This window comes from Streptomyces sp. JLBJ103, from assembly GCF_058215575.1.
Genome location: NZ_CM177089.1, coordinates 3,099,701 through 3,114,379, shown reverse-complemented (window position 1 = coordinate 3,114,379; position 14,679 = coordinate 3,099,701). Strand labels below are relative to the sequence as shown.

The 14,679-nt window shown below is 71.6% G+C and carries 11 protein-coding genes; 9 read left to right on the top strand and 2 right to left on the bottom strand.

Annotation, left to right across the window (positions count from 1 at the left end):
- The first annotated feature begins 117 nt into the window (after positions 1 to 117).
- The 6 genes from AC4BEG_RS13465 to AC4BEG_RS13440 all read left to right on the top strand — a co-directional run bounded on the left by AC4BEG_RS13465 (position 118) and on the right by AC4BEG_RS13440 (position 6,061).
- Positions 118 to 1,080, top strand: a complete 963-nt coding sequence (locus AC4BEG_RS13465) for a TIGR03619 family F420-dependent LLM class oxidoreductase (RefSeq protein ID WP_490706130.1) — start codon at positions 118 to 120, stop codon at positions 1,078 to 1,080.
- A 13-nt stretch (positions 1,081 to 1,093) separates the two neighbouring features.
- Complete coding sequence (locus AC4BEG_RS13460) at positions 1,094 to 1,879, top strand: SDR family NAD(P)-dependent oxidoreductase (protein WP_490706129.1); 786 nt, start codon at positions 1,094 to 1,096, stop codon at positions 1,877 to 1,879.
- Between the two features lie 288 nt (positions 1,880 to 2,167).
- A complete protein-coding gene (locus tag AC4BEG_RS13455) occupies positions 2,168 to 3,295 on the top strand; it encodes an LLM class flavin-dependent oxidoreductase (protein ID WP_490706128.1) in 1,128 nt (375 codons plus the stop codon).
- Between the two features lie 67 nt (positions 3,296 to 3,362).
- Positions 3,363 to 5,105: an N-acyl-D-amino-acid deacylase family protein gene (locus AC4BEG_RS13450; RefSeq protein WP_490706127.1), complete on the top strand. Its 1,743-nt coding sequence runs from the start codon at positions 3,363 to 3,365 to the stop codon at positions 5,103 to 5,105.
- Positions 5,106 to 5,193: 88 nt separating this feature from the next.
- The gene (locus AC4BEG_RS13445; protein ID WP_490706126.1) at positions 5,194 to 5,337 is read left to right on the top strand and encodes a hypothetical protein; all 144 of its coding nucleotides are present in this window, start codon (positions 5,194 to 5,196) and stop codon (positions 5,335 to 5,337) included.
- A 193-nt stretch (positions 5,338 to 5,530) separates the two neighbouring features.
- On the top strand, positions 5,531 to 6,061 hold the full coding sequence (locus AC4BEG_RS13440; RefSeq protein WP_490706125.1) for a hypothetical protein: 531 nt from the start codon (positions 5,531 to 5,533) through the stop codon (positions 6,059 to 6,061).
- 82 nt (positions 6,062 to 6,143) lie between these two features.
- Here AC4BEG_RS13440 and AC4BEG_RS13435 read toward each other — a convergent pair whose 3' ends face one another.
- The gene (locus AC4BEG_RS13435) at positions 6,144 to 7,670 is read right to left on the bottom strand and encodes a CehA/McbA family metallohydrolase (RefSeq protein WP_490706124.1); all 1,527 of its coding nucleotides are present in this window, start codon (positions 7,668 to 7,670) and stop codon (positions 6,144 to 6,146) included.
- Between the two features lie 247 nt (positions 7,671 to 7,917).
- On the opposite strand from AC4BEG_RS13435, the gene AC4BEG_RS13430 reads away from it, so the two are divergent.
- From AC4BEG_RS13430 to AC4BEG_RS13420, 3 genes are all read left to right on the top strand, one after another.
- A complete protein-coding gene (locus AC4BEG_RS13430) occupies positions 7,918 to 8,793 on the top strand; it encodes a TIGR03619 family F420-dependent LLM class oxidoreductase (RefSeq protein WP_490706123.1) in 876 nt (291 codons plus the stop codon).
- A 134-nt stretch (positions 8,794 to 8,927) separates the two neighbouring features.
- Positions 8,928 to 11,531: a bifunctional FO biosynthesis protein CofGH gene (locus AC4BEG_RS13425; RefSeq protein WP_490706122.1), complete on the top strand. Its 2,604-nt coding sequence runs from the start codon at positions 8,928 to 8,930 to the stop codon at positions 11,529 to 11,531.
- A gap of 712 nt (positions 11,532 to 12,243) precedes the next feature.
- Entirely contained in the window at positions 12,244 to 13,368 is a 1,125-nt protein-coding gene (locus AC4BEG_RS13420) for an ADP-ribosylglycohydrolase family protein (RefSeq protein ID WP_490706121.1), read from the top strand.
- Between the two features lie 22 nt (positions 13,369 to 13,390).
- Here the strand turns inward: AC4BEG_RS13420 and AC4BEG_RS13415 are convergent, their stop codons facing one another.
- Entirely contained in the window at positions 13,391 to 14,677 is a 1,287-nt protein-coding gene (locus AC4BEG_RS13415; RefSeq protein ID WP_490706120.1) for a HEAT repeat domain-containing protein, read from the bottom strand.
- Between the last annotated feature and the right edge of the window lie 2 nt (positions 14,678 to 14,679).

Here is a 14,679-nt window from a genome sequence, read left to right as displayed (position 1 = left end):
CGGCGTGCTCCGGTACCGCCCCGTCCGCTGTTCCGGTGCGGGCGGGGCCTTGGCAAGGGCCTTGTCTGATGGGCCGTCAGATACGACGATGGCGGTCCACCGACAAGGAGGCACGCCATGCGCGTCCTGCCCTCGGGGCGGCTCAGTTACGGAATGCAGCTGCCGATCCAGTCGCAGAGCACCCTCTACGCCGAGTCCTGGGAGGCGGCGGCGGGCCCGGCCGATCTGCTGGCCCTCGCCCGCGCCGCCGACCGGCTCGGCTTCGCCTATCTCGCCGTCTGCGACCATGTCGCCATCCCGCGGCGGCTGGCCGGTGCGATGGGCACGGTCTGGTACGACCCGGTGGCCACCCTCGGCGCTCTCGCCGCGGCCACCGAGCGGGTCCGGCTGCTCAGCCATGTCGCGGTGGCCGCGCTGCGCCATCCGCTGCTCAACGCCAAGCAGTACGCGACCCTGGACCACCTCTCCGGCGGTCGGCTGATCCTCGGGGTCGGGGCCGGCCATGTGCGCGAGGAGTTCGACGCGCTCGGGGTGGACTTCGCCGCCCGCGGGCCGCTGCTGGACGAGTCGATCGACGCGCTCAGGGCCCTGCTGGGGCCGGAGGAGTTCCCGTCGTTCCAGGGTGAGTGGTTCACCTTCAGCGAGCTGGCGGTGGCCCCGCGCCCGGTCCAGACGCCACGTCCCCCGGTGTGGGTGGGCGGCTCCTCGCCCGCCGCGGTGCGCCGGGCCGCGGTCCGAGGCGACGGCTGGCTGCCGCAGGGTGATCCCCGGGAGCTGCTGCCGCGCCAGATCGCCCGGCTGCGCGCGCTGCGCGAGAAGGCCGCCGACCACGACCCCGACTGTGCGGAGCCGCTGGAGATCGGGGCCATCACCGAACCGCTGTACGTGGGCGAGCCCGGCTGGGAGGTGGGGCGACGGACGCTGACCGGGGCCCCGGACCGGCTCGCCGAGTCGCTGCGCGCGTTTCCGGCCATGGGGGTGGACCAGATCCAGGTGCGGTTCCGCAGCCGTGGCCGCGCCGAACTCCTCGACCAGATGGCGGCGTTCGCCGCCGACGTCGTCCCGCACCTCAACGACTGACCAGGAGGCAGAAGTGGGCAAGCTCGACGGGCGGGTTGTCATCATCACCGGTGCGGCGCGCGGACAGGGGGAGCGGGAGGCGCGGCTGTTCGCCGCGGAGGGCGCGCGGGTCGTGCTCGGCGATGTGCTGGACGCGCAGGGTGAGGCGCTGGTCAAGGAGCTGGGCGAGGAGCGGGCCCGCTATGTCCATCTGGACGTGGGCCGCGAGGAGGACTGGACGACGGCCGTCGCCGCCGCCAAGGACGCCTTCGGCTCGGTGGACGGGCTGGTCAACAACGCCGGAATCCTCCGCTTCAACGAACTGACCGGGACCCCGCTGGAGGAGTATCTGACCGTGGTGCGGGTGAACCAGGTCGGGGCGTTCCTCGGGATGCGGACGGTCGCCCCGGAGCTGGCAGCCGCGGGGGGCGGCACCATCGTGAACACCGCCTCCTACGTCGCCCTGACCGGGATGGCCTTCCTCGCCTCGTACGCCGCCACCAAGGCGGCCATCGTGGGGATGACCCGGGTGGCGGCGATGGAACTGGCGGACAAGGGGATCCGCGTCAACGCGATGTGTCCGGGTGCGATCGACACCGCGATGACCAACCCCGCCCAGCTCGACCCGGACGCGGACCCGGCGGAGGCATCGGCGGCGGTGGACGAGCTGTACCGGAAGCTGGTGCCGATGGGGCGCATCGGACGCCCGGAGGAGGTGGCGCGGCTGGCGCTCTTCCTCTCCTCGGACGACTCCTCGTACATCACCGGCCAGCCGTTCGTGGTGGACGGCGGCTGGCTGGCCGGGGTGTCGGTCTTCTAGGTCCTGTCCTGTCGATCTTCGTGGATCAGCCCGCGGCGTCTGGTGAGGGGGCACCTCCCAGCGGTAGCTGGGGGAGGATCGCAGGAGGGTCGTCCTCGTACTGGGCGTACTCGGAGGATCCCGACAACGCGGCGAGGCGCGGTGCCAGGCGTCGCGGGCCCGCGAAGATCGGCAGGACAGGGCCTGGGCGCCACCCTTGACGCTCCACTCTCACGGTGCCAGAGTCAATCAAAATCTGACGATCCGTCAGATCGTAGCGGCGGGCGATGCCAGAGGCGGTGAACCTCCATGGAATTCGGATTGTTCGTGCAGGGGTACGTACCGGAGCGACGGCGCCGCGCCGACCCGGAAGCCGAGCACCACGCGCTGGTCGAGGAGACCGAGTACGTCATCCAGGCCGACCGGTCCGGCTTCAAGTACGCCTGGGCCTCCGAGCACCACTTTCTGGAGGAGTACTCCCATCTCTCCGCCAATGACGTCTTCCTGGGCTATCTCGCCCACGCCACCGAACGCATCCACCTCGGCTCCGGGATCTTCAACCCGCTGCCGCAGGTCAACCACCCGGTCAAGGTGGCCGAGAAGGTCGCCATGCTCGACCATCTCTCCGGCGGGCGGTTCGAGTTCGGATCCGGGCGCGGCGCGGGCAGCCACGAGATCCTGGGGTTCATCCCGGGTGTGACCGATATGAACCACACCAAGGAGATCTGGGAAGAGACCATCGGCGAGTTCGCCAAGATGTGGCTCCAGGACGAGTACCCGGGCTTCGACGGCAGGCACTGGACGCTGCCGCCGCGCAAGGTGCTGCCCAAGCCGTACGGACCCGGGCACCCGGCCATGTGGTACGCGGCCGGATCGCCCTCCTCGTACGCGATGGCGGGCGAGAAGGGGCTCGGTGTGCTCGGCTTCTCCATCCAGAAGGTTTCCGACATGGAGTGGGTGCTCGACTCGTACAAGACCGCGGTCGAACGGGCCGAGCCGGTCGGCGGCTTCGTCAACGACAACGTGATGGTGACCTCCACCGCGATCTGCGCGGAGACCCACGCCAAGGCCGTCGAGATCGCGGTCGGCGGCGGACTCAACTACCTCCAGTCGCTGCTGTTCCGCTACCACGACACCTTCCCCCGGCCCGAGGGCATCCCGGAATGGCCGGAACTGCTGCCGGACTACACCGAGGAGATCATCGAACTCCTCATCGCCGAGGAGCTGATGATCTGCGGCGACCCGGACGAGGTGTTCCGGCAGTGCAAGCGGTGGGAGCAGGCCGGGGCCGACCAGCTCTCGTTCGGACTGCCGATCGGCATCGGCTACGAGGACACCATGAACACCATCAAGCTCATCGGTGAGCATGTGATCCCCAAGATCGACACCGATCCCGTCCACCGCACCACGCGCTTCCGCCGCACGGCGGCCCGTTAGGCCCGGGGCCTGGCCCTGTTCTGCCCGGCCTCGCCGTCCTGCCGCCGAGACGAAGGGATCTCCATCCGTGCTCGACCATCTGATCAAGGGCGCCACCGTAGCGGACGGCACGGGCGCGCCGTCCCGGACCGCCGACGTCGGCCTCCGCGACGGGCGGATCGTCGCCGTCGGCGAGCCCGGGTCCGTCACGGAGCCCGCCCGGTCCACCGAGGACGCCACCGGGCTGGTGCTCACGCCCGGGTTCGTCGACCCGCACACCCACTACGACGCGCAGCTCTTCTGGGACCCCTATGCCACCCCGTCCATGAACCACGGGGTGACCACCGTGGTCGGCGGCAACTGTGGCTTCACCCTGGCACCGCTCAACCCCGAGCGCCCCGGCGACGCCGACTACACCCGGCGGATGATGAGCCGGGTCGAGGGGATGTCCCTGGTCGCGCTGGAGCAGGGCGCGCCCTGGGACTGGAGCGGCTTCGGTGAGTACCTCGACGCGCTGGAGGGCCGTACCGCCGTCAACGCGGGCTTCATGGTGGGGCACTGCGCCCTGCGCCGCCATGTGATGGGCGCCGACGCGATCGGCGGCCGGCTCACCGCGGCCCAGCTGGATGCGATGCTGCGGCTGTTCCACGAGGCGATGGACGCGGGGGCGTGGGGTCTGTCCACCACCCAGTCCTCCACCCACGCGGACGGGGACGGCGCGCCGGTCGCCTCCCGGCACGCCGGGCCCGAGGAGCTGATCGCGCTCTCCCGGGCCGTAGGCGACCACGAGGGGACACAGATCGAGGCGATCGTCGCGGGCTGTCTGGACCGGTTCGCGGACGAGGAGATCGATCTGCTGGTGGAGATGAGCGCCGCCGCCGGACGCCCGCTCAACTGGAACGTGCTGACCATCGACGCGGCCGTGCCGGAGCGGGTGCCGCGCCAGCTGACGGCCAGTGAACGCGCCCGCAAGGCGGGCGGTCGGATCGTCGCGCTCACCATGCCGATCCTCACCCCCATGAACATGTCCCTCGGCACCTTCTGCGCGCTCAACCTCATCCCCGGCTGGGGCGACATCCTCGGGCTGCCGGTCGCCGAGCGGATCGCGAAGCTCCGCGACCCCGCCGTACGGGAGGAGATGCTGCGCCGCGCCCGGAGCCCCGAGGCCGGGGTCTTCAAGCGGCTGGCCGACTTCGAGCGCTATGTCATCGGCGACACCTACAGCGAGACCAACGCTGGGCTCACCGGACGGGTCGTCCGCGACATCGCCGCCGAGCGCGGACAGGACGCCTTCGGCGCTCTGGTGGAGATCTGCGCCGCCGACGGACTGCGCACCGTGCTGTGGCCGATGCCCACCGACAACGACCCGGCCAGCTGGGAGCTGCGGCGGCAGACCTGGGAGCACGAGGACGTCATGCTCGGCGGCTCGGACGCCGGGGCGCATCTGGACCGGATGTGCGGCGCCCCGTACACCACCCGCTTCCTCGGCGACTGTCTGCGCGGCCGGAAGCTGGTCGGTCTGGAGCGGGCGGTACGGATGCTGACCGATGACCCGGCGCGGCTGTTCGGACTGCGGGACCGCGGCCGGATCGCCGAGGGCTACCACGCCGACCTGGTGCTCTTCGATCCCGAGCGGATCGACGCGGGCCAGGCCACCCTGGTCCACGACCTGCCCGGCGACAGCCCGCGGCTGGACTCGCGGGCGGTGGGCGTGGTGAGCGTCCGGGTGGGCGGGGTGGAGACCGTCCGGGACGACACGGTCACCGGCGCCGTGCCGGGGAAGGTCCTGCGCTCCGGCCGCGACACCGAGACGGTGAGCACGAGGGCCTGAGCCGCTGCGACGCGTCGCCGTCATCACGGGCGCCTCCCGCGGCATGCCGCCGTCGCGGCCGCCGCCGACGCGCCGGGAGAGCTGGGCTGTGCGGCTGAACGCGCCCCGCCTGTCGGCGCTGTCGCTGCCGTTCGGGGCCACCACCGGCAATCTGCCGATCGGGGTTCAGTCCGTCTCTGGCTGGTACGACGAGGCCACCATCCTGCATGTGGCCGCTGCACTGGAGCATTAGGCTTATCGAATGATTCGTCAGATAAATACCGGAATATGAGAGGAAAACAGAACAAGATGAGAGGACCCCTCCGGGAGATTGCCCGGTTCCTTTCCCAAAGGAGTATTGAATGCGTCCTCACAGCAGGGCCGCATCGCCGCGGGTGCGGTGTTCATGGCGGCCCACACGGCTGGCGCTCGGCGGCCTCACCTCATTGACCGCCGTCTCGCTCGTAGGCGTACTGGGTGCCCTACCCGCCGAGGCGCAGAGCCTCGAAGCGAAACCGCCGTCGGCTTCGACCGTCGTGCCCACTGACCAGGCCTTCTCCTTGGATGACCCTGACCCTGTCGCTGACGCCGTCAAACCCGGTAAGCCGAAGCCGCCGCGGCCGGGGGCCAACGGGTGCTTCGACATCGACACCGTTCGTCAGGAAGCCGCCGGCGGTGGGGCCTTCTACGCAGCCGTCAGTTTCGGGGTCCCCTACGTCGGGGACGAGTCCGGTCCCGGCGGGGACATCGACTGGGACGACCTCTCCGACGAGGGGGGAGATGTACCGGTGGGTGCCTGCGGCGTATCCATTGACGTCGGCCCCGGCGGCCCCGGCTCTGACATTTTCATCGACGTGATCACCACGTCAGGGACCGTGCACGGCATTACCTGCGACCGCACGGGGGCGGTGGTCACGTCCTGCGGCACCTGGGTTCAGCGTGCGACCCCGACGCCCGGGGACACGTTGACACCGTAGGTCGTGCCCGCACTCTCCGGACCCGTGACGCGGGGCGGCAGGCAAGGCCCGGCTGCCCTGCGTCGTGAGCGGACGCCTCTCGTCAGTGGCCGCGCTCGCCGAGCCAGATGGGGTTGGTCATGGCCGCCATGCGGCCGGGTATACCGGACGCTCCGCCGTCGGCCGGGGCGTGACGCACTTCGGCGCGTACGTAGGCGGCGTACGAGGGCGTGGTGCGCCACTCCGCCGTGCCCGCCCCGGAACCCGGCAGCGCCGTCCCGTACAGCTGGCCCTGGTCGGTGATGAACCGCACCGAGCAGTCCGGTCCGGCGCCCGAGACCTTCAGCCGGACCGTGACCTCCTCCGCGTGGTCCACCGCCAGCCGCTCGCCGATGCCGGCGTGCCGACCGCGGCCGCCGACCGCCTCGAAGGTCAGGTCGATCGCGGAGGACTCGGCGATCCAGCTGCGGCCCTTGCGGATGCCCTCCTGGATCGCGGTACGGGACAGCTCCTCGGCGAGCACGACCGTCTGCGGGAGTCCGACGACCTGCGGTTCGCGGTGGGCGTCGCTGTTGCCCATTGCCGGGAGCCAGTGGCCGTCGCCCCGGACGGCGGCCACCAGGGTGTTGTCCCACTCGGCGATCGAGGCCTCGTCGTCCGGGGTGAAGTCCGCGTTCCACACCTCCACCGCGTCCGCGTCGTTGAAGCCGAACTTCCAGTTGCAGCCGACACAGGTGCCGTGCGGATGCGCGGGGACGACGAGACCGCCCGCCTGGCGGATCTTGCGGGCGTAGCGTCCGAAGGCGTTGTCCCGCGCGCGGTAGCGCCAGTCGATGAAGACACCGGGGTCGGTGCCGAGGGCCACCACATGGCCATTGCGGGTGGTGACCTCCTCACCGGTGAGGATCAGCAGGTCATCGCCCCACAGCCCGTCCCACGCGCCGTGCCCGGACGTGGTGTTGTGCTCGGTGGTGGTGATGAAGTCGAGCCCGGCGGCGCGGGCCGCGGCGGCCACCTCGGCGGGGGTGCGCTTGCCGTCGGAGTGCACGGTGTGCAGATGGCAGTCGCCCCGGTACCAGGCCCGGCCGCGCCCCTTGGCCCGCTGGGGCGGATAGACCGGCTTGGGGGTCTCACCCGGCTCGCCGAACCGCAGGGTGACGGTGACCTTGTAGTTCAGGCCCTGCGGCGCGACCGTGTACGGCCCCAGCACCACATGCCAGGTGCCCGCGCGCACCGGCCCGGCCAGATAGGCCGGTGTCGCCTTCTCGGCGCTGATCGCGAACTCCGTACGCGCCCCGCCCGACCATCCGCGGAAGCCGCGCCCGCCAAGATCGGTACCGCGCTCGTCGAAGATGCCGATGTCACAGGCGTTTCCCTGGGTACCGGCCGGGACCGTCGGCTTGTCGTAGCTGTACGACACGGCGATCTCGCGGACCCCGCCGGGCACCTCGACCGGCAGATAGACGAAGTCCGGTGCGCCGGTGGGCAGATGGCCGGAGACGGTCCGCGCCTTCTCCTCGCCGCCACCGTCGTCCCGCTCATCGGCCTGTGCGAACGTCACGGGATCGAGCGTGAGCACCCCGGCCGCGCCCGCAAGCGCGGAGAGCCTCAGTACGTCGCGTCGCTGCATGCGTGCCCCCACCGTCGTCGCCCCCACCGTCGAATGTGCCCGCCATCGAACGTGCTGTGCCGTGCCGTGCTGTGCTGCGCCGTGCAGAGTGCCGCGCCGTGCCGTGCCGTATCACGCGGGTGCCGTCCGACACCCGCGTGACACCGTTGTACGCGTGAGTGACTCCCACGGAAAGCCCTGTGGATAACTCCATGGCGGCGGGGGAACATACGCGCAGCCCCACCCGCCCACGCGGAGGTGCCGCCCCATGCGCATCGCGACCACCGTCTTCCTCACCGATGAATCCGTCCGCCCCGCCCGGCTCGCCCAGGAGTTGGAGCAGCGCGGCTTCGCCGGGCTCTATCTGCCCGAGCACACCCACATCCCCGTAAGCCGCGACACCCCCGCCCCGATGGGCGAGCCGCTGCCGCGTCAGTACGGCCGCACCCTTGACCCGTTCGTGGCGCTCGCGCAGGCCGCCGCGGTCACCGAACAGCTCGGCGTCGGCACCGGTATCACCCTCGTCGCCCAGCACGACCCGGTCAGCCTCGCGAAGCGGGTGGCCACCCTCGACCATCTGTCCGACGGCCGCTTCACCTTCGGCATCGGCTACGGCTGGAACGTCGAGGAGGCGGCCGACCACAACGTCTCCTGGTCCGACCGCCGCGATCTCGTCCAGGACCGGATGGCGCTGATGCGTGCCCTGTGGACCGCGGAGCCCACCGCCTACCAGGGCCGGTTCGGATCGGTGCGGGCCAGCCTCGCGCACCCCAAACCGGTGCGGCGGCGCTCCCCGGCCGACCCGCTCACCGGCCCCCGCACCCTCATCGGCGGGGCGGCCGGGCCGAAGCTGTTCGCCCACGTCGCCGCGTACGCGGACGGCTGGATGCCCACCGGGGGACGCGGTCTGACGGAGGCGATCCCCGCACTGCGCCGGGTGTGGGAGGAGGCGGGCCGGGACCCCGCGGCGCTGGAGGTGGTGCCGTACGCGGTGCTGCCCTCGCCCGGCAAGCTGGCCCACTACGCCGACCTCGGTATCGAGGAGATCGTCGTCCAGCTCCCGGCCGCCGAGCCCGGGACGTCCGGGGCGGCCGACGGTGCCCAGATCCTGCGCACCCTCGACGATTACGCGCAGTACCTGTGACCCGCGCGGGAGATGCCCTGCCCCGCCCGCCGTCCCGTATTCCCGCACGCTCACCTGAACCGCCGTGATCAGATCCACAGAACCGCAGGCCCAGGCGCTCTGGCGGTGTTCCGCACCGCTCGTATCCTCGGAGGATGACCACGAGCGCGCAGGGAACCCCATCGCCCGGCCCGAACGGCCCCACCGCCAACGCGATGCGCCGCGCGCTCAAACGGGCCCGTGACGGCGTGGCCCTGGACACCGCCGAGGCTGCGGTGCTCCTTCAGGCGCGCGGCGACGATCTGAAGGACCTCACGGCCTCCGCCGCCCGGGTCCGTGACGCCGGACTGGAGGCCGCGGGCCGCCCCGGGATCATCACCTACTCGCGCAGCGTCTTCATCCCGCTCACCCGGCTGTGCCGGGACAAGTGCCACTACTGCACCTTCGCCACCGTTCCCGGCAAACTGCGCCGCGCGGGCCACGGGATGTTCATGTCGCCCGACGAGGTGCTCGCCATCGCCCGCCGCGGCGCCGAACTCGGCTGCAAGGAAGCGCTGATCACCCTCGGCGACCGCCCCGAGGACCGCTGGCCCGAGGCGCGCGAGTGGCTGGAGGCCGAGGGCTACGACGACACCATCGCGTACGTACGGGCCATGGCCATCCGCATCCTGGAGGAGACCGGGCTGCTGCCCCACCTCAACCCCGGCGCGCTGACCTGGACCGACTTCCAGCGGCTCAAGCCGGTCGCGCCCTCCATGGGGATGATGCTGGAGACCACCGCCGAGCGGCTGTGGAGCGAGCCTGGGGGCCCGCACTACGGCTCGCCCGACAAGGAGCCCGCCGTGCGGCTGCGGGTCCTGGAGGACGCCGGGCGCAGCTCCGTTCCCTTCACCAGCGGACTGCTGATCGGTATCGGCGAGACCGCTGAGGAGCGCGCGGAGTCGCTGTTCGCGCTGCGTCGCGTCTCCCGCGCGTACCACGGCATCCAGGAAGTCATCATCCAGAACTTCCGCGCCAAACCGGACACCGCGATGCGCGGGATGCCCGACGCCGAACTGGCCGATCTGGTGGCCACGGTCGCGGTCGCCCGCCACATCCTGGGCCCCTCCGCCTGCATCCAGGCGCCGCCCAACCTGGTCGACGCGGAGTACGAACAGCTCATCGGTGCCGGGATCGACGACTGGGGCGGCGTCTCCCCGCTCACCCCGGACCACGTCAACCCCGAGCGCCCCTGGCCCCAGCTGGACGAGCTGGCCGAGCGCTCCGCCGCCGCGGGCTTCGCGCTGCGCGAGCGGCTCGCCGTCTACCCCGAGTACATCCAGCGCGGTGAACCCTGGCTGGACCCGCGGCTGCTGCCCCATGTCCGGGCACTCGCCGACCCGGACACCGGGCTGGCCCGCGAGGACGTCCTCCCGGTCGGGCTGCCCTGGCAGGAGCCCGAGGAGGCGTTCACCTCCTCCGGCCGCACCGATCTGCACCGCTCCATCGACACCGAGGGCCGGACCGGCGACCGCCGTGAGGACTTCGACGAGGTCTACGGCGACTGGGAGGCGCTGCGCGAGGCGGCGGCCCCGGGCATGGTCCCCTCGCGGATCGAAGCCGACCTCAAGTCCGCTCTCGCACAGGCCGCCGACGACCCGACGCGGCTGACCGACCCCGAGGCGCTGGCCCTGCTGCATGCCGACGGTCCGGCGCTGGACGCGCTCTGCCGGATCGCGGACGATCTGCGCCGGGCGACCGTCGGCGACGACGTCACCTACATCGTCACCCGGAACATCAACTTCACCAACGTCTGCTACACCGGCTGCCGCTTCTGCGCCTTCGCCCAGCGCCGCACCGACGCCGACGCCTACACCCTCTCCCTGACCCAGGTCGCCGACCGCGCCCAACAGGCGTGGGACGTGGGCGCGGTGGAGGTCTGCATGCAGGGCGGTATCCACCCGGACCTGCCCGGTACCGCCTACTTCGACATTGCCCGCGCGGTGAAGGAACGCGTGCCCGGGATGCATGTGCACGCCTTCTCCCCGATGGAGGTCGTCAACGGCGCGACCCGCACCGGACTGTCCATCCGTGAGTGGCTGACCGCCGCGAAGGAGGCCGGGCTCGACTCCATCCCCGGCACCGCGGCCGAGATCCTCGACGACGAGGTGCGCTGGGTCCTCACCAAGGGCAAGCTGCCGACCGCCACCTGGGTCGAGGTCATCAAGACCGCCCACGAACTGGGCATCCGCTCGTCCTCGACGATGATGTACGGACATGTGGACCAGCCGCGCCACTGGCTGGGCCACCTCCGGCTGCTCTCCGCCATCCAGCAGGAGACGGGCGGTTTCACCGAGTTCGTCACCCTGCCGTTCATCCACACCAACGCCCCGGTCTATCTCGCGGGCATCGCCCGCCCCGGCCCCACCACCCGAGACAACCGCGCGGTCACCGCCATGGCCCGGATCCTGCTGCACCCCCATATCACCAACATCCAGACCAGCTGGGTCAAACTCGGCGCCGACGGTGCCGCCGAGATGCTTCGCTCCGGCGCCAATGACCTGGGCGGCACCCTCATGGAGGAGACCATCTCCCGGATGGCGGGCTCCTCCTACGGCTCCTACCGCTCCATCCAGGACCTGATCGCCATCGCCGACCTGGCCGGCCGCCCCGCCCGCCCGCGTACCACGTCCTACGGCCCGGTCTCCGGCGAACGCCAGGCCGCCGCCCTGGCCTCGGACGGCCATCTGCCGGAGCTGCTGCCGGTGCTGGGGGACTGAGGCCCCTCCCGCCCCCGGCCGGTCAGCGGGGGTCGTACCCCGTCAGCTCGTCCTCGGCCAGTGCACGGCGCTCCTCCTCGCCGAGGAAGGGGATCACCGCGCCGCAGTCCCGGCAGGCGCGGGCGTACTCGGCATAGAAGGTGGGCCGGGGGCGCAGGCCGCCCCGGCGGGGAAGCGCAGCCGGAGTCTGGCGTGGTGGCCGTCATGGGACCTGAGCTCGGCGACCGGGCTCAACCGGCCCGATCCGCACACTCCGCATGGCAACACCCCGTCAGCCATGCCGGGGACGGTACCTCCCTCGCCCGCGATGGCCCTCTGTCGTCCGCGCGGCCGGTCCTGGAGACTGATCCTCCGTGAACATTCCCGACGGAACCGGGAGTGCCCCGGAACGGCTGGAAGTTCGCGGACGTGCGGCGCTATTCGCACAAACGCCGTACCGCATTCCGAACACATCGGCCACGGTGGGGGCAACGGTGAGAAAATCGCGCGGATATGGCGGAGGAATTTCCGATGCCGATCACAGTTCAGAAGCGGCAGGTCCGCCGGTTTCCGCGTGATGACGCCTTCACATTCGGTTTCACCGTGGACGGCGGCCCAAGGTGATCATTCCGCGTCCATTACAGTGCGAGGCAGTCCGGGGCCGTACACACCGCGAGACATACCGCGAGACACACCACAAGACACTCCATGCGGAAAGAAAAGGAGAAAGGTCGTGACCGCAACCGCCAGCGCAGCGACCGGCGTATGGGGCCGTGCCGAGCAGCAGGATTTCCGCAGCCGGGTACGCGGCTGTCTGATCGGGGGCGCCATCGGGGACGCGCTGGGGGCGGCCGTCGAGTTCTCCTCCCTGGACGACATCCGGGCGGAACACGGACCGGAGGGCGTCACCGACTTCCTGCCCGCCTACGGGAGGCGCGGCCGGGTCACCGACGACACCCAGATGAGCCTGTTCACCGTCGACGGGCTGATACGCGCACAGGTGCGCCGGGACACCGGTGCCTGGCATCCACCCACCGACATCCACGCCGCCCACCGCCGCTGGTACGCCACCCAGCGCGACTGGGGGCCCGACGAACGCCGTGAGGACGCGGGCTGGCTGGCGCGCGAGGAGTGGCTGTACGCACAACGCGCCCCCGGACGGGCCTGTCTGAACGGGCTCGCCGACGAGACCATGGGCACCCTCGACGCACCCAAGAACCCCGACTCCAAGGGCTGTGGCGCGGTGATGCGCTCCGCGCCCTTCGGGCTGCTGGTCGGCTGGGAACCCCAACTGGTCTTCCAGCTCGCCATCGAATGCGCCGCCCAGACCCACGGCCACCCCACCGGCTATCTCGCGGCCGGGGCCTTCGCCCTGATCGTGCACGGCCTGGCCCGCGGCGAGGGGCTCGACGGCGCGGTCCAGCGGTCCCTGGCCCAGCTGGCCACCCGCCCCGGCCACCACGAGACCACCCAGGCGCTCCGGCAGGCGCTCGGCGCCGTACGCCAGGGCCTGCCGACCGCCGAGCGCGTCGCGTCCCTCGGCGAGGGCTGGACCGCAGAGGAGGCCCTGGCGATAGGGCTGTACTGCGCGCTGGTGGCCGAGGACGTACGCCACGGGCTGCTGCTGGCGGTCAACCACGGCGGGGACAGCGACTCCACGGGCGCCATCTGCGGCAACCTCCTGGGCGTCCTGCACGGTGAGACGGCGCTGCCGCCCGCCTGGCTGGCCGAGGTGGAGGGGCGCGGCACCATCCTGGAACTGGCCGACGACTTCGCGATGGAGATGACGCAGGGCCCCGCCCTCCACGGCCCGGGCGGCTCCGCCGCCGCCTGGCTCGCCCGCTACCCGCGCGCGTAGGGCGCTGGCTGAGCCCCCGGGCTCAGATCCGCAGCATCCCGGGGAAGCCGCCGTGGCCGACGCCCGGCACGGTGAGGGCGATCCAGCCATGACCGCGTATGGCGGCGGAGGAGATCGCGCCCGGATCGATGGAGAGCGCGGCGGCAGCGGCGCCCGGGTCCGTCTCCTCGGAGGTGTTGGGGTCGGGGTAGTCGTCCTCGAACGCCTCCTGGTCCCCGTCGTAGTCGTCGACCGTGACGACGTTCTCCCACGGCAGCGGTTCGCCCGTCCACTCGGGGTCCTCATGGCTCCAGTAGCCGCGCTTCACCGAGCCGTCCTCGGCGTGGGCCCAGATCCTCGCGCCCGCGCACCCGTCCTCGTAGAAGACCTGGGCCCGGCCGCAGGCCGAGCTCAGCCGCTCGGCCGTGTGATACGGCTGCCAGGAGGTGTCGCCCAGCAGGGAGTTGGCGTAGATCAGCCGCCAGCCGTCGTACTCGGGGGTGATGAAGACCCGGCAGACATAGGTCGACTTGCCGTCGGGCCCCTGGACCACCTTGGAGTCGGCTTCCTGGGAGGACCGCCCCATCTCCTGCGTAGCGGGGATCCGGTCGTGCAGCCCCAGCACCTTGAAGGCGCGCTCGTAGGTGTCGCCGGGTACCGCCAGCCACCAGTGGGCCGGCATCCAGTCCGGCCGCTCGGCGGCGAGCCGCATCCGCACCAGCCGCTCCAGCGCGGCGCGGTCGCGCGGCTCCGGCCCCTCGTGGCCACCGGTCATCACCAGCGCCGACAGCGCCTGGCGGCGCAGCCGCCGGGTGGCGCCCTCGCGGCGGATCGCGCGCAGGGCGGGAACGGCGGCCGGGCCCAGGGTGCCCAGGATCTGTTCGGCCTCGGTGCGGACGTCGAGATCGGGGGAGTCCAGCAGCGACAGCAGGACGGGGGTGGCGGGCGCGGCCGCGGCGCCAAGACCGGCCAGTCCGCGCAGCGCCTCCAGCCGGATGTGCGGGGACTCATGGCCGAGCGCCGTCACATAGCGGTCGACGCAGCGCTCGTCGAAGGAGCTGAGCAGCTCGGGGAAGACCGGTCGGCGGCGCTCGGCCAGTTCGGCCGCCTGCTGGGCGACCACCGCGTCGAAGGCGGCCGGGCCGATCAGCAGCAGGGCGGCGGATATCCCCTGATACGCCCACGGCCGTGCCGCGTCCGCGGCCGCGACCAGGGCCGGGACGGCCTCGTCGCCCAGCGCGGCCAGCCGCTCGGCCGCCGCCCGGCGGGATTCCTCGGTGCCGTCCTGGCGGTCCAGCTCCGCGGTCAGTTCGGTGATCGTTTGCTGCATGG